Annotated in this window: 26 protein-coding genes; 24 read left to right on the top strand and 2 right to left on the bottom strand. The window is 64.2% G+C overall.

Features of this window, described 5'->3' with window-relative positions; all coding sequences use genetic code 11:
* Positions 1 to 92: 92 nt before the first annotated feature.
* The 5 genes from ON058_RS08295 to ON058_RS08275 all read left to right on the top strand — a co-directional run bounded on the left by ON058_RS08295 (position 93) and on the right by ON058_RS08275 (position 5040).
* Positions 93 to 449, top strand: coding sequence for a YraN family protein (locus tag ON058_RS08295; protein ID WP_274668580.1), 357 nt, complete (start codon positions 93 to 95; stop codon positions 447 to 449).
* Entirely contained in the window at positions 446 to 1966 is a 1521-nt protein-coding gene (locus ON058_RS08290) for a YifB family Mg chelatase-like AAA ATPase (protein ID WP_274668579.1), read from the top strand. Before ON058_RS08295 ends, ON058_RS08290 begins: the two co-directional genes overlap by 4 nt.
* Entirely contained in the window at positions 1963 to 3129 is a 1167-nt protein-coding gene (gene dprA, locus ON058_RS08285; protein ID WP_274668578.1) for a DNA-processing protein DprA, read from the top strand. Before ON058_RS08290 ends, dprA begins: the two co-directional genes overlap by 4 nt.
* Positions 3130 to 3282: 153 nt before the next feature.
* Positions 3283 to 4212: a tyrosine-type recombinase/integrase gene (locus ON058_RS08280; RefSeq protein ID WP_274668577.1), complete on the top strand. Its 930-nt coding sequence runs from the start codon at positions 3283 to 3285 to the stop codon at positions 4210 to 4212.
* Positions 4213 to 4221: 9 nt separating this feature from the next.
* Complete coding sequence (locus tag ON058_RS08275; RefSeq protein WP_274668576.1) at positions 4222 to 5040, top strand: FliA/WhiG family RNA polymerase sigma factor; 819 nt, start codon at positions 4222 to 4224, stop codon at positions 5038 to 5040.
* On the opposite strand, the gene ON058_RS08270 is transcribed toward ON058_RS08275, so the two are convergent.
* Positions 5021 to 5593 (bottom strand): M23 family metallopeptidase, encoded by a 573-nt coding sequence (locus ON058_RS08270; RefSeq protein ID WP_274668575.1) that lies wholly within the window; start codon positions 5591 to 5593, stop codon positions 5021 to 5023. The genes ON058_RS08275 and ON058_RS08270 overlap by 20 nt on opposite strands.
* Between ON058_RS08270 and ON058_RS08265 the strand changes: the two genes are divergently transcribed.
* The 13 genes from ON058_RS08265 to ON058_RS08205 all read left to right on the top strand — a co-directional run bounded on the left by ON058_RS08265 (position 5592) and on the right by ON058_RS08205 (position 18490).
* Positions 5592 to 5774, top strand: a complete 183-nt coding sequence (locus ON058_RS08265; protein WP_274668574.1) for a hypothetical protein — start codon at positions 5592 to 5594, stop codon at positions 5772 to 5774. The two genes, ON058_RS08270 and ON058_RS08265, sit on opposite strands and share 2 nt — an antisense overlap.
* 196 nt (positions 5775 to 5970) lie before the next feature.
* On the top strand, positions 5971 to 6864 hold the full coding sequence (gene rpsB, locus ON058_RS08260; RefSeq protein ID WP_274668573.1) for a 30S ribosomal protein S2: 894 nt from the start codon (positions 5971 to 5973) through the stop codon (positions 6862 to 6864).
* 11 nt (positions 6865 to 6875) lie between these two features.
* Positions 6876 to 7715, top strand: coding sequence for a translation elongation factor Ts (tsf, locus tag ON058_RS08255; protein WP_274668572.1), 840 nt, complete (start codon positions 6876 to 6878; stop codon positions 7713 to 7715).
* A gap of 49 nt (positions 7716 to 7764) precedes the next feature.
* Entirely contained in the window at positions 7765 to 8514 is a 750-nt protein-coding gene (gene pyrH, locus ON058_RS08250; protein ID WP_274668571.1) for a UMP kinase, read from the top strand.
* 24 nt (positions 8515 to 8538) lie between these two features.
* Positions 8539 to 9096: a ribosome recycling factor gene (frr, locus tag ON058_RS08245; protein WP_274668570.1), complete on the top strand. Its 558-nt coding sequence runs from the start codon at positions 8539 to 8541 to the stop codon at positions 9094 to 9096.
* Positions 9097 to 9124: 28 nt separating this feature from the next.
* Positions 9125 to 10213, top strand: coding sequence for a phosphatidate cytidylyltransferase (locus tag ON058_RS08240; protein ID WP_274668569.1), 1089 nt, complete (start codon positions 9125 to 9127; stop codon positions 10211 to 10213).
* Complete coding sequence (rlmN, locus tag ON058_RS08235) at positions 10213 to 11325, top strand: 23S rRNA (adenine(2503)-C(2))-methyltransferase RlmN (RefSeq protein ID WP_274668568.1); 1113 nt, start codon at positions 10213 to 10215, stop codon at positions 11323 to 11325. Before ON058_RS08240 ends, rlmN begins: the two co-directional genes overlap by 1 nt.
* Complete coding sequence (locus tag ON058_RS08230; protein ID WP_274668567.1) at positions 11326 to 11886, top strand: DivIVA domain-containing protein; 561 nt, start codon at positions 11326 to 11328, stop codon at positions 11884 to 11886.
* Positions 11887 to 11924: 38 nt separating this feature from the next.
* Positions 11925 to 13067 (top strand): 1-deoxy-D-xylulose-5-phosphate reductoisomerase, encoded by a 1143-nt coding sequence (gene dxr, locus ON058_RS08225; RefSeq protein WP_274668566.1) that lies wholly within the window; start codon positions 11925 to 11927, stop codon positions 13065 to 13067.
* An 83-nt stretch (positions 13068 to 13150) separates the two neighbouring features.
* Positions 13151 to 14461, top strand: coding sequence for an RIP metalloprotease (locus tag ON058_RS08220; RefSeq protein ID WP_274668565.1), 1311 nt, complete (start codon positions 13151 to 13153; stop codon positions 14459 to 14461).
* 93 nt (positions 14462 to 14554) lie between these two features.
* Entirely contained in the window at positions 14555 to 15688 is a 1134-nt protein-coding gene (gene ispG, locus ON058_RS08215) for a flavodoxin-dependent (E)-4-hydroxy-3-methylbut-2-enyl-diphosphate synthase (RefSeq protein ID WP_274668788.1), read from the top strand.
* Positions 15685 to 16608 (top strand): GNAT family N-acetyltransferase, encoded by a 924-nt coding sequence (locus ON058_RS08210; RefSeq protein WP_274668564.1) that lies wholly within the window; start codon positions 15685 to 15687, stop codon positions 16606 to 16608. Before ispG ends, ON058_RS08210 begins: the two co-directional genes overlap by 4 nt.
* Before the next feature lie 91 nt (positions 16609 to 16699).
* Entirely contained in the window at positions 16700 to 18490 is a 1791-nt protein-coding gene (locus tag ON058_RS08205) for a proline--tRNA ligase (RefSeq protein WP_274668563.1), read from the top strand.
* Here ON058_RS08205 and ON058_RS08200 read toward each other — a convergent pair.
* A complete protein-coding gene (locus tag ON058_RS08200) occupies positions 18487 to 19494 on the bottom strand; it encodes a hypothetical protein (protein WP_274668562.1) in 1008 nt (335 codons plus the stop codon). The genes ON058_RS08205 and ON058_RS08200 overlap by 4 nt on opposite strands.
* 95 nt (positions 19495 to 19589) lie before the next feature.
* Between ON058_RS08200 and rimP the strand changes: the two genes are divergently transcribed.
* The 6 genes from rimP (at position 19590) to truB (ending at position 25708) form a co-directional block, all read left to right on the top strand.
* Positions 19590 to 20051, top strand: coding sequence for a ribosome maturation factor RimP (gene rimP, locus ON058_RS08195; RefSeq protein WP_274668561.1), 462 nt, complete (start codon positions 19590 to 19592; stop codon positions 20049 to 20051).
* A 112-nt stretch (positions 20052 to 20163) separates the two neighbouring features.
* Complete coding sequence (gene nusA, locus ON058_RS08190; RefSeq protein WP_274668787.1) at positions 20164 to 21168, top strand: transcription termination factor NusA; 1005 nt, start codon at positions 20164 to 20166, stop codon at positions 21166 to 21168.
* A 58-nt stretch (positions 21169 to 21226) separates the two neighbouring features.
* Positions 21227 to 21496: a YlxR family protein gene (locus ON058_RS08185; protein ID WP_274668560.1), complete on the top strand. Its 270-nt coding sequence runs from the start codon at positions 21227 to 21229 to the stop codon at positions 21494 to 21496.
* A 135-nt stretch (positions 21497 to 21631) separates the two neighbouring features.
* Positions 21632 to 24352: a translation initiation factor IF-2 gene (infB, locus tag ON058_RS08180; RefSeq protein ID WP_274668559.1), complete on the top strand. Its 2721-nt coding sequence runs from the start codon at positions 21632 to 21634 to the stop codon at positions 24350 to 24352.
* Positions 24352 to 24798, top strand: coding sequence for a 30S ribosome-binding factor RbfA (gene rbfA, locus ON058_RS08175; protein WP_274668558.1), 447 nt, complete (start codon positions 24352 to 24354; stop codon positions 24796 to 24798). The genes infB and rbfA overlap by 1 nt, the downstream gene beginning before the upstream one ends.
* Positions 24782 to 25708 carry a tRNA pseudouridine(55) synthase TruB gene (gene truB, locus ON058_RS08170; RefSeq protein ID WP_274668557.1) on the top strand — a complete coding sequence of 309 codons (927 nt, stop codon included), beginning with the start codon at positions 24782 to 24784 and terminating at the stop codon, positions 25706 to 25708. Before rbfA ends, truB begins: the two co-directional genes overlap by 17 nt.
* Positions 25709 to 25795: the final 87 nt, after the last annotated feature.

Genomic DNA, 25795 nt, shown 5'->3' with positions numbered 1-25795 from the left:
GGCTCATCGAGCGTGAGGGGCCGTCCACGGCTTTGATCGTGCCGCTCGTTTCTGAGCGCCCATTCCGTGACTCTTGGTCGCGGAGGTGAGTCGTGACAACAGCACAACTCGTGGGACGTTACGGAGAAGACGTCGCATGCCGGTGGATGGAGAAGCAGGGCTGGACGGTCCTGGAGCGCAACTGGCGATGTGCGCGTGGGGAGATCGACGCCATCGCGCTGGATCGTGACACTGTCGTCATCGCGGAGGTGAAGACGCGGCGTTCCACCACGGCTGGAACGCCGCAGGAGGCCGTGACAGTCCGCAAGGTGCAACGACTCCGTGCGCTTGCCGGAATGTGGTTGCAGCACTCCGGCCGGACCTGGCGTGAAGTCCGTATCGACGTGATTGCGGTCACCGTGGCTAGGGCGGGTGCCGCCCGCATCGAGCACTTCAAGGGCGTCGAATGATCGGCCGCACTACCTGCGTTGTCCTGACCGGCCTTGCGGGGCATGTGATTGAGGTGGAGGCTCACGTCGCCTCGGGCTTGCCTGCGTTCACGATGGTGGGGTTGCCCGATGCTGGCGTCAGCGAGGCACGCGACCGTGTCAAGGCTGCCTGCGCATCGTCCGGGATCACGTGGCCCTCCCGCAGGGTGACCGTCAACCTCACCCCGGCGTCGCTGCCTAAGTCCGGAACCGGTACCGATCTCGCGATTGCGGTCGCCATTCTCGCTGCAGCGGGGGAGATTGACTCGAGTGCCGCGGCTCGCCGCGCCCACCTGGGGGAGTTGGGGCTGGACGGGCGCGTGCGTGCGGTGCGAGGGATTCTGCCGGCAGTCGCTGCCGCGGCGGAAGCGGGGGTCAAGGCGATGGTGGTGCCGCGGGAGAACGTTGCCGAGGCTTCCCTGGTCCCTGGCATCGAGGTCGTGGGTGCTGATCATCTTGCGGATCTTGCTCGGGCCTATGGCAACACCACGGAAGCGGAGCCCATGGCGCCAGCAGGCGTAGTAGCGCCAGCGCCCGTTCCGCCCCCGCTCGGAGCAGTCCCTGACCTCTCCGATGTTCGCGGCCAACCTGAGGCGCGAGCAGCACTCGAGGTGGCGGCGGCAGGAGGACACCATCTGCTGATGGTGGGGCCACCTGGCGCAGGCAAGACCATGCTGGCAACGCGACTCCCTGGCCTGCTGCCCCAACTCCGAGACCGCGACGCGATCGCGGTGACATCGGTGCACTCGTTGTCCGGAACCTTTGACCCTCGTGGCGGATTGATTCGGAGCGCGCCGTTCGAGGCGCCCCACCACTCTGCGACGGCGGCATCGATCGTGGGTGGGGGCAGTGCGTGGGCACGGCCCGGCGCGATCTCACGCGCGCACGGAGGGGTGCTGTTCCTGGACGAGGCACCCGAGTTCGCGACGCGAGTCCTGCAAACGTTGCGCCAGCCCTTGGAGCACGGCGAGGTAGTGCTCCACCGTGCCCTGGGGGCCACGCGATACCCCGCACGCTTCCAGCTTGTACTCGCAGCCAATCCCTGTCCGTGCGGCAAGTTCAGCGGGACTGGGGACAAGTGCGAGTGCGCGCCTATCGCACGACGACGCTATTTCTCCCGTCTGTCGGGTCCGTTGCTTGACCGCATCGACCTGCAAGTCGAGGTGCGGCCCGTGCGACGGGGGTTCGATGACGCCGGTGAGGACACCGCCACCGTCGCGAAGCGGGTCCACGCGGCACGTGAGGCGGCTACTCAGCGACTCTCCGAGTGGGGGTGGTCCACCAATGCGGAAGTGTCGGGGCGGTGGTTGCGCGACCATACTCCCCGGCATGCCACGCACGACCTGTTGGCCGCGATGGACAAAGGCCTGATTACCGCGAGGGGAGCCGACCGCACCCTACGAGTGGCGTGGACCCTTGCGGACCTTGCACACGCGGACCAGCCCACTGCCGACCATGTGGCTGCCGCATTGGTCCTCAGGACAAGGAGCGCAGCATGACGGACAAAGAAGAGCGCGCGGCCCTCATCGCATGGTCGGCGATCGCTGAACCAGGCGATGCTACGGCCGGCCCCTTGGTCGACATGCTGGGGCCCGCGGCTGCCTTGAGGTGGTGGACTCGCGACCACGCGGCATTGGATGCGTTGCCCGCGCCCGTGCGCGACTCGCTGACCGCTCGTGACGTGCAGGAGCTGGTGCAAGGCGTGGAGAGATGGCAACGACGCCTGCCCCATGCCGATGCCGGGGTTCTTGAAGCCAGGGCGGCCGCATGCGGAGCGAGGGTTGTGGTCCGGGGAAGTGCGGAATGGCCCGATGCGCTTGACGCCTTGGGCCCGCGTACGCCGTTCGCGCTGTGGGTGCGAGGTGACGGTGACATTCACGCGGCACTCGCAGCAGGAGTCGCCGTAGTGGGGTCCCGATCCGCCACCGCGTATGGAGAGCACATGGCGGCAGACCTCGCGAGCGGGATAGCCGATGCGCGGCGCGCCGTGATCTCCGGCGGCGCCTACGGCATCGATGCTCGTGCACATCGTGCCGCGCTCGCGGCCGGGGGAGTGACCGTTGCCGTGCTCGCTGGGGGAGTCGATCGGCTTTACCCGGCGGGAAACGCCGACCTCTTGACTCAGATCGTGCGAGACGGAGCAGTCATGTCGGAGGTGCCGCCTGGCTTTGCGCCGCATCGTTCACGGTTCCTGCAACGCAATCGAATCATCGCCGCGGCGAGTGCCACGGTGGTGGTGGAGGCTGCACTGAGGTCGGGTGCGCTCTCGACTGCGCGGCATGCGCTCGATCTGGCCCGCCCGGTCGCCGCGGTGCCGGGCCCCGTGACGTCGCCGGCCTCTGGAGGCTGCCACCGGATGATTCGCAACCAGGAAGCGGTGCTGGTCACGTCCGCATCGGATGTCCTGGAACTGGTGGAACCGGTCCGTGATCCATGCGAGCAAGGCGAGTTGAGCCTGGACAATGTCTGCGGGGTCCCGGATTTTGCGCATCCGAATGACCGTGCAGCCTACGACGCTTGTGGTGGCCGAGGATCGGACACTGATCGCGTTGCGAAGGACGCAGGCCTGACGGCCGTGGACGTGCTCGTGAGCATGGGCAGGCTTGAGATGAGTGGGCTGGTAGAGCGGGTGAGTGGCCAGTGGAGACACGTCCGTAGGTGACTCCCGGAGAGACGGTCCGCGACCCCTAGAGCGCCTCCAAAGACGATTAAAAGCCATCTAACGCCATCAAAAGCCAGTGAAGAAATGAGTCCGATGTGACAAATGTGACTGAAGGGGTTGATTTGACACGTGTGACAGTGCCACGATGTCGACATGTCCCGCACCGACGTATCCGACGCGAGTGAGTTGCTCGCGCGTTTCGACAGATACCTGCGCCATCAGCGCGGTCTGTCGGACAACACGGTGCGCGCCTACAGGGGAGACCTTGTTCACTTGACGCAGTTCATCGCGGGCGAACCCGGTGATCCCGACACGGTCCTACCGCGCCTGGGTCTCGCCGACTTGCGAGCGTGGCTCGCTTCCATGTCGAGCCACGGGCTTTCGCGAACGACGATGGCCCGGCGCGGTGCCGCTGCACGGACCTTCTACACCTGGGCCAGCGATGCGGAACTGGTCCCCAGCAATCCGGCGGCTCGGCTGGCCTCCGCTCGAGCGTCGAGCACCCTTCCTGAAGTCGTGAGTCCCAGTGACATCGTGTCAATGCTCGAACTCGCGCGCACCCGTTGCGACGACGGTGACCTTCTCCACCTGCGCGACTGGGCCGTTGCTGAACTTCTCTACGCCACAGGTATGCGCGTGGGGGAACTCGCCGCCGCCAACACCTCAGACCTTGACTTTGACGAGCGCCTGATCCGCGTCAGGGGCAAGGGCAACAAAGAGCGCATCGTGCCCTTTGGCCTACCTGCCGCTCGGGCGCTCCAACACTGGCTCGCTGACGGACGCCCCGCCCTGGTGTGTCCAGCGACTGATGACGCACTCATGCTGGGCCGTCGCGGCCAGCGTGCGGACCAACGCCAACTCCGCGACGCCATCCACCGACTGTGCCGCGCCGCTGGCATCCCTGACGTCGCTCCGCACGCGCTTCGTCACAGCGTCGCGACCCACCTCCTGACGGAGGGGTCTGATCTGCGTTCAGTGCAAGAAGTGTTGGGGCATGCGAGCCTCAACACCACTCAGCGCTATACGCATGTGTCCGCCGACCGGCTTCGCGCCGCCTACCAACTCGCGCATCCGCGCGCCTGAGGGGAATACATGTCCGAGCTGAGGGAAGACACGATGAACACGGCTGCAGTGGCCCGTGTGACGCCGGAAGTGGCCCACCTATCGCAGTGGTGGCTCGACCTTCGCGGGAGCGACGGCGCCGCCGCCAAGGTTGCGCGTGACGGGCTCATCACCCACTTTTCGCCGCTTGTTTCTCAGGTTGCGTCGCGCATGATTGGGCGGCTGCCCGACACCGTGGAGCTTGCGGACCTCGTGTCCTACGGCTTCTTCGGCTTGATCGATGCCGTCGAGAAGTTTGAGCCCGAGCGCGGCTACAAGTTCGAGACCTATGCGTCGCAACGCATTCGCGGCGCCATCATCGACGAGTTGCGGGCGGCCGACTGGGTGCCACGGTCGGTGCGTTCGAAGGCCCGCACGGTTGAGCAGGCCACGCGTGCGCTAGAGCAGACGTTGATGCGTCCCGTCACTGACGAGGATGTGGCTGCACAGCTTGGCTGGGCGACGGGCGAGGTCCGCACCGTCAGGGCTCAGGTGGCACTCTCTCACGTGGCAGCGCTGGACGGCATGATCGCTGGGGGCGACAACAGCACGCTCGACGCCTCGATGGATGTCGCGCTGCCGGAAGCCAGCATTCCGGTCGAAGACAGGGAGACGCGTAGCCTTCTTGCCCACGCGATTCAAGGGGTGCGCGACCGTGAACAGGAAGTGTTGCGCCTGTACTACTTCGACAACCTGACGCTGGCCCAGATTGGCCAAATCCTGGGGGTCACAGAGTCACGTGTCTCCCAGATCCATTCAGGTGCAGTGAAGAAGTTGCGCGAGTCACTGCTCAAGACGGGCGCGTTCTAGCCTCGGATTGTCCGGACGGCCGTCGGTCACTAGCACCGGCCAAGAGTCGAATGGGGCCGAAGCCGTCAAGGTAGTCAAGCGGGTCCAGGTAGCGATCTCCATCCCTGAGCCCCCAATGGACACACGTGTCGGGACGGCAATGGCTAGGCGCATCGGCCACGGTGCCGATCGCGTCTCCCCGTGCGACACGAGTGCCTACCTCCAGGTCGCCTGACACGGGTTCTACGCTGCTGCGCAACCCGTTGTCGAGTGTCACGGTGAGGACTGGCCGGTCCACGACGAACCCAGAGAAGGTGATCGTCCCCGGACCAGGCGAGTACACGGTGTCGCCTTGTGCCGCGGCGAGGTCGATTCCCCGGTGTCCAGGGAGCCACGGCTGCACAGGCAGGTGTGCCAAAGTGGCGACGGAGATCGGTACCACAGGCGAGTGCAAGGGGAGTGTTGGAGCCGTGCTGTCGGCGCTCGATGATGGCGCGTGGCTGAGGGAAGCAACCGTGAGTGCTGCAAGGCTGATAGCGACTGCGACGATGGTGCGAGTGCGGGGGAACGGCATGATTGACGTTCTCGCGACCGCATATGGCGGCGAAAGGTCGCGTGTGGGCATTGTGGAGGGTAGGCGCGGTGGGCGTGGCTTGTGGAAGCCGCCACCGGTGCTGACTGGAGCGGGCCTGCCGCGTAGCACCAGGCCCACCGCGTCAGGTATCATCGTTCCTGCGTTCGGCATGCCCGAATGACATCGCGCATCATTCGCAATCCTCTCGGTTCGCCGGGGAGTTTGCGCCGGGAAAGGCGAGGTCCGAGTCCGCTCGGTGCCCAACCCGCGTTGATGCCAGGGATGTGGACTCAGCAGTCCTCATCGACAACCGCAATGCGGGTCAGCCACCCGCCCTAAGCAAGGCACACAGAAATGTGTGCGGATAAGGACCAGCCATGGCCGTTGTGACCATGCGCCAGCTGCTCGACTCGGGTGTCCACTTCGGACACCAGACCAGCCGCTGGAACCCCAAGATGAAGCGCTTCATTTTCACCGAGCGCAATGGCATCTACATCATTGACCTCCAGCAGTCGCTCGCCAAGATTGACGCTGCTTACTCCTTCGTGCGCGACACCGTCGCTCACGGCGGCACCGTGCTCTTCGTGGGTACCAAGCGCCAGGCACAGGAGCCCATCGCTGAGCAGGCCGCTCGCGTAGGTATGCCCTACGTGAACGAGCGCTGGCTGGGTGGAATGCTCACCAACTTCCAGACCGTCTCCAAGCGCATCGCGCGTTTGAAGGAACTCGAAGAGATCGACTTCGACGACGTTGCTGGTTCCGGCCGCACCAAGAAGGAGCTGCTGGGCCTGCGCCGCGAGAAGGAGAAGCTCGACAAGGTCCTCGGTGGAATCCGTGACATGGGCAAGGTTCCGTCCGTGGTGTGGGTTGTTGACACCAACAAGGAACACCTTGCTGTTGACGAGGCTCGCAAGCTTGGTGTGCCCGTCGTCGGCATCCTCGACTCCAACTGTGACCCCGACCAGGTCCAGTACGGCATCCCCGGCAACGACGACGCGATCCGCGCCGTGTCGCTGCTGACCCGCGTGATCGCTGACGCGTGTGCTGAGGGTCTGAAGATCCGCCACACCCCCAAGGGTGACGAGGCTAACGCTGAGGGCGAGTCCGAGCCGCTGGCCGAGTGGGAGAACGAGCTGCTCGAGGGCAAGTCGGAAGAAGCCGCAGAGGCTCCTGCTGACGAGAAGCCCGCAAAGAAGGCTCCCGCCAAGAAGGCCGCCAAGGCCGACGAGACCGAGGCTGCTGAAGCCCCGGCCGCTTCCGACGACAAGTAAGGAACGCTTCCATGGCGAACTACACCGTTGCTGACATTCAGGCGCTCCGTGAGCGCACCGGCGCTGGCATGCTCGACGTTAAGAAGGCTCTCGACGAGGCAGAAGGCGACCTGGACAAGGCCGTTGACATCCTGCGCGTCAAGGGACTGAAGGGCGTTGCCAAGCGTGAAGGCCGCTCCGCTTCCGAAGGCCTTGTCGTGGCGTCCATTGCTGACGTCGATGGCGGCCAGGTGGGCACCCTGATCGAGCTCAACTCGGAGACCGACTTCGTCGCAAAGAACGACAAGTTCATCTCTCTTGCCAACGACGTGCTTGCCGCTGTCGTTGCCTCCGGTGCCGCTGACGCTGAGGCCGCGCTGGAGGCCTCGATCGAGGACACCACCGTGGGTGCGTACATCGACGCTGCAGCAGGCACGCTGGGCGAGAAGGTCGTCCTGCGCCGCGTTGCTCGCATCGAGGCTCCCGTGGTCACCGAGTACCTGCACCGCACCAACAAGGACCTGCCCGCACAGGTGGGCGTTCTCGTGGGTTCGGACGCGAAGGGTGGCGAGGTCGCACGCGACATCGCCATGCACATCGCTGCATACTCGCCCGTCTACCTGGTTCGTGACGACGTCCCCGCTGACGTCGTTGAGAACGAGCGCCGCGTGGCAGAGGAGACCGCCAAGGGTGAAGGCAAGCCTGAGGCTGCCCTTCCCAAGATCGTTGAAGGCCGCCTCAATGGCTTCTTCAAGGAGAACACCCTGGTAGACCAGGCTTTCGCTAAGGACCCCAAGACTACGGTTGGTAAGGTCATTGAGAACGTGGGCGGCGAGGTAACAGCCTTCGCCCGCTTCCGTGTGGGAGCCTAACTCCACAAGTTTTTCTACTCAACGCGCCGCTACGCCTAGGAGGTACTCCATGCCCGACGACAGTGACATGACGACGGGCACGGAGGAGCCCCAGGTGCAGCGGCGCGTTTTGTTGAAGCTCTCTGGAGAAATGTTCGGTGGTGGCCGACTCGGCCTTGATCCGGACGTGGTTTCTCGTGTCGCTCGCGAGATCGGCGCAGCCGTCGACCAGGGCGTACAGGTCGCCATCGTCGTCGGTGGGGGCAACTTCTTCCGTGGCGCAGAGCTGTCGGAGCGCGGCATGGAACGTGCCCGCGCTGACTACATGGGCATGCTTGGCACCGTCATGAACGCCTTGGCACTGCAAGACTTCCTTGAACAGGCCGGGGTCGACACCCGAGTCCAGACGGCCATCACGATGGGGCAGGTCGCGGAGGCATACATCCCGCGCCGCGCCATGCGTCACATGGAGAAGGGCCGCGTTGTCATCTTCGGCGCAGGCGCAGGAATGCCGTACTTCTCTACTGACACGGTCTCCGTTCAGCGTGCGCTCGAAGTGCGGTGCGACGAGGTCATCATGGGCAAGAACGGCGTGGATGCCGTCTACAGCGCTGACCCTCGCACAGACCCGAACGCTCAACGCTTGGAGCACGTGACCTATCGGGACGCTCTTCAGCAGGGTCTGAAAGTCATGGACGCTGCAGCGTTCTCCTTGTGCATGGAGAACAGCATGCCCATGGTTGTCTTTGGTCTTGAAGCACCTGGAAATGTGACCCGAGCGCTGCTCGGTGAGAGAATTGGCACCCTGGTCACGGCGTAATGCCTGACCTTTAAGGAGACTGAAGTGACTGACGAGATCCTCCTCGAAGCAGAGGAAAGCATGGACAAGGCCGTCGACGTGGCGAAGGACAACTTCGCGTCGATTCGCTCCGGCCAGGCTTCGGCCGCAATGTTCGCCAACATCACGGTCGACTACTACGGTGCGCCCACCCCTCTTCAGCAGTTGGCTTCGATCAGCGTGCCAGAGGCCCGCATGGTGATGATCGCTCCCTACGACACGAGTGCCAAGAAGGATATCGAGACCGCGTTGCGCAACTCGGACCTGGGCGTGAACCCATCGGACGACGGCAACGTCCTGCGCATTGTCATGCCGCAGCTCACCGAAGAACGTCGCCGTGACTACGTGAAGTTGGCGAAGACCCGCGCCGAAGAAGCCCGCGTCACGATCCGCAACATGCGCCGCAAGGCAAAGGACCAGATCGACAGCGCTGTGAAGGACGGCGAGGTTGGCGAGGACGATGGTGCACGCGCCGAGAAGGAACTCGACGGCCTTACCAAGAAGCACGTCGAGGCGGTTGACGCGCTGCTTGCTGCGAAGGAAGGCGAACTGCTCGAGGTCTGACCTCGTGTGGAATCCGGCGTAGCGCCAGATGAGTATTTTTCGACGGCGTGACAAGCATGTGGAGCCTGCTCCGGCATCGGCTCCTCAACAGTTCACCCCGCAGCGTGTGACGGGTACTGGGATGCCTGCTCTCCACGGAGAGCCAGTATTCGCGCCCGTGTATGACCCCGCAGGCCAGATGAGCGTTGCCGAGGCGCGCGAGCGCGCCCGAGCTGAGGCCGATGTCCCTGATGAGGGCGTCGACGGCGATGCAATCGACCCCGTCGTCACCGCAGTCGAGACGCCTGTGGAGCAGGACGCACCGGTCCAGCGCGGCGGGCGCAATATGCCCATCGCGACGCTGGTGGGTCTCACCATTCTGATCGGCGCGCTCGCTATCGCGTGGTGGAACCCCCTGGTCTTCGCCATCGCACTGGTGTTCGTGTGCATGGGTGCGACCTACGAGTGGAAGGTGGCGCTGGCCAAGAGCTCGCGTCACATTTCGATCATCCCCATCATGCTGGCGACAGCCGGGATGGGCGTCGCGACCTGGACCGGAGGCCCCGAGGGGCTCGTGGTGGCGCTGCTCGTTGGTTGCGCCGGTGTGGTGGCATGGCGCGTCGCGGACGAGCGAGTAGAGAACACCATGGCGGATGCCATGGCGTCGATCGTCACCCTGATGTGGATTCCCTTCCTCGCCAGCTTCCTCATCCTCCTCGAGATCGCCGACCACGGGTGGATCCGCGTCCTCATTGTGGTGATCGCGGTGGTCGGAAACGACACCGGCGGTCTGTTTGCCGGAATGATTGCCGGCAAACACCCGATGGCGCCCCGCGTGAGCCCCAAGAAGACGTGGGAGGGATTTGCAGGCGGTGTCGTGCTGGGAACCGTGGCAGCATCAGTCGCCGCACACTACTTCTATGACGGACGCTGGTGGATTGGGGCAGCCGTCGGTGCCGTCTGCACCATCGCTGCTGTGATGGGTGACTTGGCCGAGTCCGCGATTAAGCGCGACATCCAAATCAAAGACATGAGCGGACTGATCCCGGGGCACGGTGGGATCATGGACCGTCTGGACTCAATCGTCGTGGCCGCCCCCGCGGGCTACGTCGTCTTCGCACTGTTCCTGGGAGCGTGATGACACAACGACCTTTGCTGCAGATGGCAGCTCCACGGCGCGGCAAGCCGCCGCGTCACTTCGCCGACTTGACTCGCGAGGAGCGGCAGGAAGCCGTGCGTGAGCTCGGGCAACCGGCGTTCAGGGCCAAGCAAATGGCTCACCACTACTACTCGCACCTCACGGCTACCGCTGAGGACATGACGGACCTTCCTGCTGGTGCGCGGGACGGCCTCGTCGAGGCGTTGTTCCCGCCGTTGTTGTCCAAGGTCACGTCCCTTGAAGCAGATGGCGGCGCGACCAAGAAGACGCTGTGGAGCTTGCACGACAACGTCAAGGTCGAGTCCGTGCTGATGAAGTACCCCGGTCGCGCAACGCTGTGCGTCACCAGTCAGGCGGGCTGCGGAATGGCGTGCCCCTTCTGTGCCACGGGACAGATGGGCCTGACACGCAACCTGTCGGCGGCAGAGATCATCGAACAGGTGCGGATGGCGGCCCTTGCTGCGCGCGATGGCGACTTGGGCGGAGACCCCGTGCGTTTGTCGAACGTGGTGTTCATGGGCATGGGTGAACCGCTTGCGAACTACAAGGCCGTCATGGCGACGGTGCGTGCGCTGACGACGCCGGAGCCCGAAGGCTTCGGTTTGTCGGCGCGTCACGTCACTGTGTCGACCGTGGGCCTGGTCCCGGCGATCGACAAGCTGGCGAAGGAGGGCATCCCTGTCACTCTCGCGCTTAGCCTCCATGCGCCCGACGATGAGTTGCGCAACGAACTGGTGCCGATCAACACGCGTTGGTCTGTGGACGAAGCACTTGATGCTGCGCGCCGCTACTTCGACGCCACCGGCCGTCGAGTCTCGATCGAATACGCCCTGATTCGCGACATGAACGACCACGCCCATCGCGCTGACTTGCTCGGCGAGAAGCTCAACGCCAGGGGAGAAGGCTGGGTACATGTCAACCCGATTCCCCTGAACCCCACGCCGGGCTCCATTTGGACTGCATCGGACCCAGCAGTCGAGCGTGAGTTCGTGAACCGCCTCCGTTCTCATGGAATTCCCACAACTATCCGCGATACTCGTGGTAGCGACATCGATGGAGCCTGCGGACAGCTGGCGATCAAGGAGGCGTGAGTGGCGAAGAACGGGTTGTTCCCCCGAGTAAGCGTGTTCAAACTGGGCTACGAGCGAGAAGACGTCGAGGAGTTCTTCGACTATGCGCGCGCGGCATACGAGGACCCGTCCGGCTCGAGAGAACTTGATCCGTTCGACGTCAGACGCGCAAGCTTTGACCTCTCCCATGGCGGCTACGCTCCCGCAGCGGTCGACGCCGCACTGGACCGTCTCGAAGTGGCGTTTGCCATGCGTGGGCGTGAGCGGTATGTCAAGAGTTACGGCCAAGACGCGTGGATGCGTGATCTGGCCGACAAGGCTCAGAGCCTGTATCCACGGCTGCGCCGTCCCGTTGGCGAGCGCTTTGCACACCCAGGTGCGCTGAGCGCGGGGTATGACGCAGCAGATGTGGACGCTTTGCTCGATCGGTTGATCACGTTCTTTGATCGCGGTGAGCCTGTCACTCCGGACGAGATCCGCAACATGACTTTCGGGCGCCGCCACGGCAAGAAGGCGTACGAGGAGCGTGTTGTTGACGCATACCTCGCTCGTGCCGTGGACATTCTGCTCGGTGCTTCGTGAGTGCTGCCGCCTCGTTGGCCCACGATAGTTCGACCACCATGCGCAGCGTTGCCCTCCTCGGCTCGACTGGGTCGATTGGTACCCAGGCTCTTGACGTCATCGCTCGCAACCCCGAGCAGTTTCACGTCACAGCCCTCGCTGCGGGAGGCTCCGATGTCGAGGCCGTCGTCACGCAAGCGCTCACGTTCCGGCCTCAGTTCGTCGCGGTCGCACGAGCGGAGGCGGCTCGCGAGGTGGCTGCCCGTCTTCCAGGCGTAGAGGTCGCTGGCGGCGCGGACGCAGTGGTGGAAGCAGCATCGAGGGGCGCGGACGTCGTGTTGAACGGCATCACTGGCTCCGTGGGGTTGCGCCCCACACTCGCTGCTTTGAACGCAGGCAGCACCTTGGCGCTTGCCAACAAAGAGTCGCTCGTTGCGGGTGGTGCACTGGTGAAGGCCGCGGTACAAAGGCCCGACCAGATTGTGCCGGTGGACTCCGAACATTCTGCGCTGGCCCAGGCACTGCGGGGCGGGCGTGCAGAGGAAGTCCGTCGCCTCGTCGTCACGGCCTCGGGCGGAGCCTTCCGTGGCCGCTCCCGGGCAGAGCTTGCGGATGTCACTGCTGCTGACGCTCTACGACACCCCACGTGGGACATGGGGGCAGTCGTCACGATCAACTCGGCATCGATGGTGAACAAGGCGCTTGAAGTGATCGAGGCACACCTGCTCTTCGATATCCCGATGGGCCGGATCGACGTCGTGGTCCATGCGCAGTCGATCGTCCACTCCATGGTGGAGTTCATCGATGGATCAACACTTGCGCAGGTCTCACCACCGGACATGCGCTTGCCCATCGCGCTCGGCCTGAGCTGGCCCGAGCGCGTGGCGGATGCGGCTCCGGGCATGGACTGGACCCAGGCGAGCACATGGACCTTCGCTCCGCTCGATGAAGACGCCTTCCCTGCGGTGAGTTTGGCTCGCCAGGCCGTCGAAGCATCGGCTCTCCACCCCGCTGTTTTCAACGCCGCCAACGAAGAGTGCGTCCAAGCTTTTATCGACGGAGAACTTCCATTCCTGGGGATCGTTGACACGGTTCGGCGCGTTGTGGAGGAGTACCAAGCGCCGACGGAACTCACGCTCGAGGCGGTCGATGAGGCCGAGGCGTGGGCCCGTGTCCGTGCCGCAGAAGTGATGACGTCGTAGCGGATGCGCGGGCCAGATCACGCTGGCGTTCGGTGTCTGGAGGACGTGCCCAACGGCTGGGTAGAGAAACGTAAGGTAGGGACATGGCAACCGTCATAGGCGTCGTGGTGCTCATTGTGGGCCTTCTGGTGTCGATCGCTTTGCACGAGGTGGGGCATATGGTCCCCGCCAAGAAGTTTGGTGTGCGAGTGAGCGAGTACTTCGTGGGCTTTGGGCCAACCTTGTGGTCGCGCCAGGGCAAAGAGACCGAATACGGCCTGAAGGCGATTCCACTTGGTGGTTACGTCAAGCTGGTGGGAATGATCCCGCCCGAGGACCGCGTCAAGCCCGTGAAGGTCAAAGGCTGGCCCGGTCGGTTGATCGCCGATGCTCGTGACGTTGCGGTGGAAGATATCCAACCTGGGGAGGACCACCGGGCTTTTTATCACCTGGCCTGGTGGAAAAAAGTCATCGTCATGGCAGGGGGACCGTTCGTCAATCTCGCGTTGGCGATCGTGATGTTCACCTTGACGTTGTCGCTCATTGGAGCGCCGACCACAACGTTGACGGTGGACGAAGTGGTGCCATGTGTGCCGGCGCAGGGATCCGTGGAGTGTAGTTCCGGTGATCCTGCATCCCCCGCTGTCGAGGCAGGTCTCCAGCCGGGCGACACCATTGTTGCGGTGGACGGTGAGGACGTCACCGAATGGGATCAGGCCACCGCCATCATCGCCGATGCCGCGGGTGAGACGATCCCGGTAGTCGTGGACCGCAACGGAGAAACCGTCACGCTCGATGTGTCTCCTGCGGAACGCGAACGCACGGCCACTGACAGCAACGGTCAACCCCTGACGGACAGCGACGGGAATCCACAGACCGAGGTCGTGGGTTACATGGGCATGTACTCCGACGTCCAGGTACTCCAGCAGCCCCTCACCGCTGGCACCGTGCTGGCGTGGGACTACCTGGGTCAGACGATGAAGGTCATTGCCACGTTGCCTGAGCAGCTGTATCACACCACCCGTGCCGCCTTCGGACTCGAAGAACGTGACGCGAGCTCCGTCATCGGCGTGGTGGGCGTGGGGCAGGTCGCCGGTGAGATCGCTTCCGCGGACGTCGAAGGTTACGGAATCGTGCAGAAGATCGGCGACATGCTGATGCTGCTCGGTGGCCTGAACCTTGCCTTGTTTGCCTTCAACATGATTCCGCTCGTGCCACTTGACGGCGGCCATATTGCTTCCGCGTTGTGGCAAGCCATCAAGAATGGGTGGGCGCGCGTTCGGGGCCTGGCCAAGCCGGCCCCCGTGGATGTTGCCCGCATGATGCCCTTTGCCTACGGCATGTTCGGGTTCCTCATGCTGATGGGCGTGATTTTGATCTATGCGGATATCGTGGCGCCCGTTTCTGTGACCTAGCGGCGGCAGCCGCGGCCCTATTGCCACGCCTGCACACGTAACCTGAAGCTCGACGTACAAGGAGATAATGAGACCGTGACTATTGGACTCGGAATGCCTGCCATGCCCGCCCCGACGATTGCGCCACGCCGCAAGACGCGCAAGATCAAGGTGGGCGACGTGTACGTCGGTGGGGATGCACCTGTGAGCGTGCAGTCCATGACGACGACCAAGACCCATGACGTCAACGCCACGCTTCAGCAGATCGCCGAGCTCACGGCGGCTGGGTGCGACATCGTGCGTGTGGCGTGCCCCACGCAGGACGATGCCGACGCTCTTCCTGCGATTGCGCGCAAGTCTCAGATTCCGGTCATCGCTGACATTCACTTCCAACCCAAGTATGTGTATGCGGCGATCGAGGCCGGCTGTGCGGCGGTGCGAGTGAACCCTGGCAACATCAAGAAGTTTGACGATCAGGTCAAGGAGATCGCGCAGGCCGCGAAGGATCACGGCACGTCGATCCGTATTGGTGTCAACGCCGGCAGCCTCGACAAGCGCCTACTGGAGAAGTACGGCAAGCCCACGCCTGAGGCGCTGGTGGAATCCGCCGTGTGGGAGGCCAGCCTGTTCGAGGAGCATGACTTCCACGACTTCAAGATCTCGGTCAAGCACAACGATCCCGTGGTCATGGTCGAGGCCTACAAGCAGCTCTCCGAGCGCGGCGACTGGCCCCTGCACCTGGGTGTGACCGAGGCCGGGCCCGCGTTCCAGGGCACCATCAAGTCCGCCACCGCATTCGGTGCGCTGCTGAGCCAGGGCATCGGTGACACCATCCGCGTGTCCCTGTCCGCGCCTCCCGTCGAGGAGGTCAAGGTCGGCATCCAGATTCTCCAGGCCCTGAACCTGCGCGAGCGCAAGCTCGAGATTGTGTCCTGCCCTTCATGCGGACGCGCACAGGTTGACGTGTATGAGCTCGCAGAGAAGGTCACAGCCGGGCTTGAAGGTATGGAAGTGCCGTTGCGCGTCGCGGTGATGGGCTGTGTCGTCAACGGCCCCGGTGAGGCGCGTGAAGCTGATCTGGGCGTGGCGTCGGGTAACGGCAAGGGGCAGATCTTCGTTAAGGGTGAGGTCATTAAGACTGTGCCGGAGTCCCAGATCGTGGAGACTCTCATCGAAGAGGCCATGCGTATCGCGGAGACGATGGAGCCCGTCGAGGGTGCGTCGCCTGAGGTCGTCGCTTCGTCATGACCGATTCGCTGCTCCGGAGGGCCCAGCATGTGCTGGCCCCGGCGCAGCGGCGCGACTTGGAGGACATGACGGCGATGTGTGCCGTTGATCCGGTGGCGTATGTGGTGCCTGCCATGTACCTAGAGGCAGCCCAAGGCTCAGGCGTGGTGCCTGCTGGATTGTGGGGCGTGCGGCGTCGTACTGGCTGGTCCAAGGAGTTGGTAGGCCTGGTGTGGGCTGGCGCGAACTTGAGTGCAGTCCTCCCTTCTACTGGCGATGTTGACGACGACGATGCCGTACGGGCCGATGTTGCTGCGGCCATAGTCGGCAGGCTCAACCGACCAGCGGCTTTGGTGGGGGATGCTGCGGTGACTTTGGATTTGTGGGGGAGAGTCGAGCCGTGGTGGGGCCCCGCGCGGGAGGTGCGTTCCCGCCAGGAGTCGCTTGCTATTGCGAGCGACCCTGAGCCTGGTGTCGTGACTGCGGCAGATGCGCTTCAACTGGAACCCCTCAGGCAGGCAACCGAGGACGACTACGAGAAGTTGCTTCCGGCGTGCGTTCATATGTTCATCGGGGAGGTGGGGTACGACCCGATGCGTCATGGACGCGCCGCCTATGAGGACCGGCTTCACTACCTGATTCGAGCGGGTCGCGCGTATGTCCAGTTCGGTGTCGTGGGTGGACGCCGTGAAGTGGTGTTTAAGGCGGAGGTTGGTGCGTTGGGCGGGGGAGTCGCACAACTGCAGGGAGTGTGGGTTCATCCCTCGGCGCGCGGTCGTGGGCTTGCGCGGGTGGGGATCGCTCAGGTCATTGCGGCTGTGCGTGCCGATCATGCTCCCACCGTGTCGCTGTACGTGAATGACTTCAACGCCGCGGCTCTTGCGGCGTATGACGCGGTGGGGTTCCGGCGGGTGGGCACGTTCGCGACCATCATGTTCTAGCCCTGGCCGTAGAACCACGGCGGGGCTTCAGGTCTTTCTTCATCGTGGCCGTGGCTTCCAGGCGGTGAACTAGGCTTAGCCCATGCTTCGCATGTCCACACTTTTTCTGCGTACCCTTCGTGAAGATCCGGCCGATGCCGAGGTCGCCTCGCACAAGCTTCTGATCCGGGCGGGCTACATTCGTCGTGCCGCGCCAGGCATCTACTCGTGGTTGCCTCTGGGCCTGAAGGTGCTGGCAAAGGTTGAGGCAGTGGTGCGCGAGGAGATGGAGCGCGCAGGATCCCAGGAAGTGCACTTCCCGGCCTTGTTGCCGCGAGAGCCGTACGAGGCCACCGGTCGGTGGACGGAGTATGGACCCAACCTCTTCCGTCTGCAGGACCGCAAGGGCACCGACATGCTCCTGGCGCCCACACATGAAGAGATGTTTGCCTTGCTGGTGAAGGACTTGTACTCCTCCTACAAGGACTTGCCGCTCTCGATCTACCAGATTCAGACCAAGTACCGCGATGAGGCGCGTCCCCGTGCCGGACTGTTGCGCGGCCGCGAGTTCATCATGAAGGACGCCTATTCCTTCGATATTGACGACGAGGCCCTTGAGGCGTCGTACCAAGCCCAACGTGCCGCTTACATCCGCATCTTTGACCGTTTGGGACTGGACTACGTGATCGTGTCCGCGATGTCGGGTGCCATGGGTGGGTCCAAGTCCGAAGAGTTCCTTGCCTCCACCGAGGTCGGCGAAGACACTTACGTGCGCTCGCCCGGAGGCTACGCCGCCAACGTCGAGGCCGTGACGACGCCGGTACCTGCCGACATCGACTTCACCGATGCCCCCGCCGCTCACGTGGAAGATACGCCGGACACGCCCACCATTGACACGCTCGTGGCGATGGCCAACGCGGATCACCCGCGTCCCGATCGCGAGTGGACCGCTGCTGACACTCTGAAGAACGTTGTCCTCGCCGTGACCTCTCCGGCAGGGGAGCGCTCCCTGCTGGTCGTGGGAGTTCCCGGTGACCGCGATGTCGATATGGCTCGTGTGGAGGCAGTGCTTGCTCCGAACGAGGTTGAGGCTGCAACCGAGGCCGACTTCGCCAAGCACCCTGAGCTGGTGAAGGGCTACATCGGGCCGGGCGTCTTGGGACCGCAGGCACGGCCAGAAGGTGTCTCGGCGGGGGACGAGGACGACACTGCTGTTCGGTACTTGCTGGACCCGCGCATCGTCTCCGGAACCCGATGGATCACCGGGGCCAACGAAGCCGGCCGCCACGTGTTCGAACTCACCGCTGGCCGTGATTTCACGGCCGACGGCACGATTGAAGCAGCGGAAGTACGGGCGGGCGACCCTGCCCCGGACGGCTCCGGTCCACTCGAACTCGCGCGCGGCGTCGAGATCGGGCACATCTTCCAGCTGGGACGCAAGTACGCCGAGGCTCTTGAACTCAAGGTGCTTGACGTCAACGGCAAGCAGCAGGTCGTGACGATGGGCTCGTATGGCATCGGCGTCACTCGTGTGCTCGCTCTGCTCGCGGAACTCAACCACGACGAGCTGGGCCTGACCTGGCCCATCAACGTGGCACCGTTCCACGTCCACGTGGTCGCCACGGGCAAGGACGATGCGGTGTTTGAGGCCGCTGCCGAACTCGCAGCCAGCCTTGAGAACGCTGGCGTTGAGGTCCTGTACGACGACCGTCCCAAGGTGTCGCCCGGCGTCAAGTTCAAGGACGCCGAGCTGCTAGGTGCGCCGTTCATTGTGGTCGTGGGCCGTGGGCTCGCAGCCGGCGAGGTGGAACTGAAGACGCGCGCTACTGGCGCATCGGAGAGCCTCGTGGTAGCCGATGCCGCCGCTGAGGTGACGCGGCGGTTGAAGGACGCCCTGGCTTAAGCTTCCGAGTCGCTGCTGGGGCTGGGCAAGGGTTCGAGCCCCGGCAGCGCCGGAATCACGGCAGAGTCTGCAGTGGCATCACCGTAGGCCGCGGCCTGGGCGTAGGCATCGAACGCTGCAGACAGAAGCCACGCCACATCGCCGGTCGCGGCATCGGACACCAACGTGGCGTAGGTGTCTCCGATCATGGACTCGTGCGCCTGTGCCACCGACACCCGCGCTGCAGCATCGGCGATGTCCCGAGTGGGCGTGACGTACACAGACTCCCGTAGGTCTTCCGTGCCGGGAAGGGTGAGGAGAGCGGCGGCGCGTGCGCGTTGCAACGCGCTGCGTGTGAGCCACTGTTCACGTTCGGTGTCGGTGGACCTGGCCCCGAGTACCTCATACAGGTATCCCGCGCGGTCGTGCGTCAACGCGAGTTGGCTCACCACTGCAGGATCCAACTGGGTGGCGGCAGGGACCAGGGTCTCGCCATCGAGCGCGGGTGTGTCGAGCACACGCTCGGCGGAGACCACGGCTTCTGTCCCTGTCACGACTTGGTCGACCCATGCGGCGTACCAGAGCGTCAACGCATGCGACAGGCCTGCCGACAGCAGTACACCTGCCAGGTTGCGGTCGGACGTCGACATCGCCACGGTGAAGTGGCTGTCACGCGCTTCAATGATGGATGCCACCAGGCCAGGGGCCGGGGCGGCCGTGCCGTCTGGGGTTGGCGTGACGTCTGGGTAGGCCTCGTAGACGCCCCCAAGAGCATCGAGACGGACCGGAGCGGAGGCCTCTTCTTGTGCGCGCAGCACCGTTCCTGAGGTCGAATCGTCCGCATCCGACGTTGTGGCATCGAGGATGGCCTGTTCCAGGTCGGCTGCCGCGTCCCTTTCTAGGGTGGTGGCGTCCGGCGACGGATACGTGGGAGTGTCAGATTCGAGCCGCCATGAGCACCCTGACACGAGAGCCACAGCGGTCAGGACGGCGGTGACACGCACAAAGCCAGAAGACAATCCCATGGCGGACATGATTCCACGGCTCACCGTTAGAATGGTGCCTGACCAACTACAGCAACGGACAGCGTGCTCTCGGCACGCGAGGAGGCGAATGGCCCATGGAACTTGACAGCCGGATTGCCGACCTCGCAGGACCGGCCGCTGAGCAGGCCGGATTGGTGCTCGACAGCGTGAAGGTGTCGCCCGCAGGGAAACGCACCAAGGTGCTGGTCACCGTGGACCTACCGGAGACGGAAACAGGATCTGCCGACCTCGATGCTGTGGCTGAAGCCTCTCGCGCCATCGGCGCGGCGCTCGACGAAGCGAACGTCCCCTCGACCCCGTACCTTCTCGAGGTCTCGACCCCGGGAACGGACCGCCCGCTCACCACACGCTCACACTTCATGCGCGCACGCACGCGCCTTGTTGAGGTCGTGGCAGGTGACCGTCGCTTCGTCGGCAGGCTGACCGACGTGGATGGCGACACCGTCGTGTTCGACGTGGACGGCCAGCAACAGACCGTGCAGTTGGCGGAGATCACTCGCGCCACCATTCAGGTGGAGCTCAAGCGGCTCGACTAGATCGTCCACGTCCCGTGCTTGGCGCGAGACGTGAGGACTGGCCAAGGTGGACATCAAGGTCCACAGTATTGACGTGGAAGTCGGCGCAATCGCCGCACAGCAGGAGGACGCAATGGACATCGATATGGCAGCCCTGAAGGGCTTGGAGCGAGAACGAGAGATCTCTCTCAACGTCTTGTTGGACGCGATTGAGCAGGCACTGGTCTCCGCGTATCACAAGACTCCGGGGTCATACGCGAATGCCCGCGCGCACGTGGACCGTGACACGGGCCGTGTGACGATTTACGCCCGCGAAGACATCGACCCGGAGACCGGGATCGACATCAACGAAATGCCAGAGTTCGATGACACCCCGGACAACTTTGGTCGGATTGCGACGGCGACGGCACGCCAGGTGATCGTGCAGCGCATGCGTCAGGCTGGCGACGAGCAGGTCTTGGGTGCCTACTCCGATAAGGCCGGACACCTGGTGTCTGGTGTGATCCAGCAGGCAGCGGACCCACGTAACGTCCACGTCGACATCGGCGATGTGGAAGCAGTGCTACCGCAGCATGAGCAGGTCCCCACTGAGACGTATGTCCACGGTGAGCGTTTGCGCGGCTACGTGTTGGATGTGACCCGCGGAAACAAAGGTCCCTCGATCACACTGTCCCGAACACACCCCAACTTGGTTCGCCGACTATTCGAACTTGAAGTCCCCGAGATCGCGGACGGCACCGTCGAGATCATGTCGCTCGCGCGTGAAGCCGGGCACCGTACCAAGATGGCGGTGCGCGCCACCGTCTCCGGAGTAAACGCCAAGGGCGCCTGCATTGGTCCGATGGGGTCACGAGTGCGGGCCGTCATGAGTGAGCTGCGGGGCGAAAAGATCGACATCGTGGACTGGGACGAAGACCCCGCGGTGTTTGTCGGGAATGCGCTTTCGCCGTCACGAGTGGTGTCCGTGACAGTGGTCGATGAGGAAGAGCGCGCCGCGCGTGTCGTGGTGCCGGACTTCCACCTGTCGTTGGCGATCGGTAAGGAAGGGCAGAACGCCCGGCTCGCGGCGCGACTTACAGGCTGGCGCATCGATATTCGCTCTGACGAGGACCCTGACGCCCCGGTCGCACGACGGTAAGACACGCTGCGGTCGGGCCTATGGTCGTGACCCGCTAGACTAGGAAGGCCGAGAAACCATGTCCGGTCACTCCCGCGCGCCTGACGCAAGCTCTCACGAGCCCCAGCGCACGTGTGTGGGGTGCCGAAACACGGCTCCTCGGTCAGTCCTGATGCGACTGGTCCTTGACGGTCACCACGTGGTGGTTGACGAGGCCGGTACCAGGCCGGGAAGGGGAGCGTGGCTGCACCCCGAACCGGACTGTTGGGAGAAGGCGCTCAAGCGTCGCAGCATCGGTCGCGCACTGCGCGTTCCGGCTGCGGATGTCTCACAGTTGCCGCTTCCATGACGCACCAGTGCTGTTCCATGAACCGCTTACAAGATGGGATGAAAGCCCATGGTCGTTCGATGAGTACCTCACGATGAGTACCCACCTTTAACGACGGTTCGACCCCTGCCTCGGTCGGACCGAGACAGGAGTATTGTGGCAAAGCCCCGCGTTCACGAGATCGCGAAAGAACTAGGAGTTCCCAGCAAGGAACTCATCGCCAAGCTCAATGAGATGGGCGAGTACGTCAAGGGCGCTTCCTCGACATTGGAAGCTCCCGTGGTGCGCAAGGCTCGCGAAGCCTTCCCCGTTGGCGGCAAGGCTGACAAGAAGGCCGATGCGCCTGCTAAGTCTGCACCCGCTAAGAAGGCTGCAGCACCCAAGCCTGGCCCCAAGCCGGCACCCAAGCCCGCGCCCAAGACAGAAGAGCCCGCCGCCGCTGCCCCCGAAGCCCCGAAGCCTGGCCCCAAGCCCGCGCCCAAGGCCGAGAAGAAGGCAGCTCCCAAGCCTGCCGCCGCCAAGCCTGGTGCTGCGGCGAAGCCCGGTGCCCCCACGCCCGCGGACATGCCAAAGCCGCGCCCGCGCCCGGGTGGAAACAACCCGTTCTCTGACCGTTCGGCAGGGCCGCGCCCGCGTCCCCGTCCGGGCGGCAACAACCCCTTCCAGACCAACCGTCCCGGACCTCGTCCTGGTGGCGGTCAGGGTGGCCCCGGTGGTCGTCCTGGTGGCGGTCAGGGTGGACCCGGCGGTGCAGGCCGTGGGCCTCGCCCCACTCCCGGACAGATGCCTCAGCGCGCGCCCGGCGGCTTTGGTGGTCGTCCTGGTGGCGGTCAGGGTGGCCCCGGTGGCCGTCCTGGCGGCGGTCAGGGTGGACCCGGTGGTCGTCCCGGTTTCGGTGGTCCCGGTGGCCGTCCGGCTCCTGGTGGCCGCGGCCGCGGTGGCGGCACGGCAGGAGCCTTCGGACGCCAGGGCGGTAAGCCTGCGCGCTCGCGTAAGAGCAAGCGCGCCAAGCGGGCCGAGTACGAGCAGCAGCAAGCACCGGCCATCGGTGGCGTCCAGATCCCTCGGGGTGACGGCAACACGCTGATCCGCTTGCGTCGTGGTGCAACGCTGACTGACTTCGCCGAGAAGATTGAGGTCAACCCCGCGTCGCTCGTGACGGTGCTGTTCCACCTGGGTGAGATGGCAACTGCCACTCAGTCACTGGACCAGGACACCTTCGAGACCCTGGGTGCCGAGCTGGGTTACAAGATCCAGATCGTGTCGCCCGAGGACGAGGACAAGGAACTCCTCGAGGACTTCGGTCTTGACCTTGAAGCGGAACTTGAGGCTGAGACCGACGAGGACCTCGAGGCTCGTCCTCCGGTCGTCACCGTCATGGGTCACGTCGACCACGGTAAGACTCGCTTGCTCGACGCCATCCGTAACGCGGACGTCATCTCGGGCGAAGCCGGTGGTATCACCCAGCACATCGGTGCTTACCAGGTGCACCACCAGCACGAGGGCGTCACCCGCGCCATCACCTTCATTGACACCCCGGGTCACGAGGCGTTTACGGCCATGCGTGCCCGTGGTGCTCAGGTCACCGACATCGCCATCCTGGTGGTCGCCGCTGACGACGGTGTGATGCCGCAGACCATTGAAGCGTTGAACCACGCTCAGGCTGCGAACGTCCCCATCGTGGTCGCGATCAACAAGATCGATAAGGAAGGCGCGAACGCGGACAAGATTCGCCAGCAGCTGACCGAGTACAACTTGGTTTCTGAAGAGTGGGGCGGCGACACAATGTTCGTCGAGGTCTCTGCTCGCGAGAACCTGAACATCGACAAGCTGCTCGAGGCCGTACTGCTGACCGCGGACGCTGGCCTGGACCTGCGTGCTAACCCCAACAAGGATGCTCGCGGTGTTGCCGTCGAAGCACACCTTGACAAGGGTCGTGGTGCAGTCGCGACGGTGCTGGTGAACTCCGGAACTCTGCGTGTCGGCGACTCGATCGTGGCAGGTACGGCTCATGGCCGTGTGCGTGCCATGTTTGACGAGCACGACAACCAGGTCGAGGAAGCCACCCCCGCACGTCCGGTGCTGGTGATCGGTTTGACCTCGGTGCCTGGCGCCGGTGACACGTTCCTGGTGGCAGACGACGACCGTACGGCACGTCAGATCGCTGAGAAGCGTGAAGCAGCCGCACGTGCCGCTCAGCTCGCCAAGCGTCGCAAGCGCATCAGCCTGGAGGACCTCAACAAGGCACTCGAGGAAGGCAAGATCGACACTCTTAACCTCATCATCAAGGGTGACGTCTCCGGTGCTGTGGAAGCACTCGAGGACGCCTTGCTCCAGATCGATGTGGGCGACGAGGTCGACCTGCGCATCATCCACCGTGGCGTGGGTGCTGTGACGCAGAACGACGTGAACCTCGCGACGGTCGACAACGCGATCATCCTGGGCTTCAACGTGCGTCCCGCAGAGCGTGTGCAGGAACTCGCAGACCGCGAGGGTGTCGACATGCGCTTCTACTCGGTGATCTACCGCGCCATCGAAGACGTCGAGGCATCGCTGAAGGGCATGCTGAAGCCGGAGTTCGAGGAGCGCCAGGTGGGTGCTGCCGAGATCCAGGAGATCTTCCGCTCGTCCAAGTTCGGCAACATTGCCGGTTGCTTGGTGCGCTCGGGCAAGATCGTTCGTAACGCCAAGGCCAAGGTGGTGCGTGAGGGCGTCGTCATCGGCGAACCTACGATCGACACCCTGCGTCGTTTCAAGGACGACGCAACTGAGGTCAAGGATGGCTACGAGTGCGGTATCGGTCTCGGTAAGTTCAACGACATTCAGGTCGGCGACATCATCGAGACGTTCGAGATGGTCGAGATCCCGAGGAACTAATGGCTGACAACGCACGGGCACTGCGGCTCGCGGGCACCATCAAGAAGTTGGTGGCCCGCGCGCTGGAGACCGAGATCAAGGATCCACGTCTGGGGTTCGTGACCGTCACCGATGTGCGAGTGACGGGCGACCTCCAGCAGGCATCCGTGTTCTACACCGTGTTTGGCGGGGAAGAGGAGCGTGCGGCTACGGCCGCCGCCCTCTCCTCCGCCAAGGGGCGGTTGCGATCACTAGTGGGCAAGGAGCTGGGTATCCGGCTCACGCCCACGCTGGAGTTCCACCTCGATGCGGTGCCGGAGACAGCGGCCACGTTGGATAAGGCCCTCCACGAGGCGCACGTGCGTGACGAGGAACTGCGCAAGTTGCGTGAGAACGCCACCTACGCTGGCGATGAAGACCCGTACCGTCACCGTGATGAGGCCGGCGAGGATGGCGAAGAACGCTAAGGACGAGCCCACCCCGGGCATCGTCCTCGTTGACAAGCCTGCCGGTTGGACGTCTCATGACGTGGTCGGGCGCATGCGGCGTCTTGCCGGCACGCGCAAGGTTGGCCACGCCGGCACTCTGGACCCCATGGCAACTGGCTTGCTGGTCATTGGCGTGGGCAAGGCCACGAAGCTCCTGACGTACGTGGTGGGCCACGACAAGGTGTACGAGGCCACGATTCGCTTAGGTCAGGCGACCGTCACCGACGACGCCGAAGGTGACATCACCTCCGAGGCGGACGCTACCGGTGTGACGGCGGACCAGATCGGTGCCGCGATCGCCGACCTCACTGGGGACATCATGCAGGTGCCCAGCGCGGTGAGCGCCATCAAGATCAACGGCGAGCGTGCGTACAAGCGCGTGCGCGACGGCGAAGACGTCGAGATTCCTGCCCGGCCGGTCACTGTCACGGAGTTCAAAGTCCTGGGGGCCCGCAGGGTCGGCGCGGTCATCGACCTCGACGTGCGTGTGGACGTATCGTCGGGGACTTATGTACGCGCCCTGGCGCGTGATCTTGGGGCGGCTCTGGGCGTGGGCGGCCACCTCACTGCACTGCGGCGCTTGAGCGTTGGAGACTTTGAAGTGGCCGATGCGATGACGCTGGACACTCTGGGCGCCATGGTGGAGGCCGGGGGAGAGGTGCCGCGGCTATCGCTGGGTGATGCGGCTGCAGACATTCTCCCGGTGCGCGCACTCACCCCGCGTGAAGCGACCACCTTAGGGTTTGGGCAGTCACTTGAGGGGGAAGAAGCCCTTGTTGAAGGCGGGCTGTTGGCGGGCCTGACTGCGGACAGTGAACTCGTGGCGATCGTGAAGCAGGTTGACGGGCGACTCAAGCCGGAGATCGTGTTCAAACCGTCACAGGCGTAGCGGCGTTGCCGGGTCCGGGCCATTCGTCCCTCACGGCCCGCCATCGACGTCCGTAGTCTGCTAGGTACCGTCACTGACTGGAGGCCT

This window comes from Demequina sp. B12 (assembly GCF_028823635.1).
In the GTDB taxonomy this organism is placed as follows: domain Bacteria; phylum Actinomycetota; class Actinomycetes; order Actinomycetales; family Demequinaceae; genus Demequina.
The sequence above is the reverse complement of the archived record's forward strand: the minus strand, read 5'-3'. Positions and strand labels throughout refer to the sequence as shown.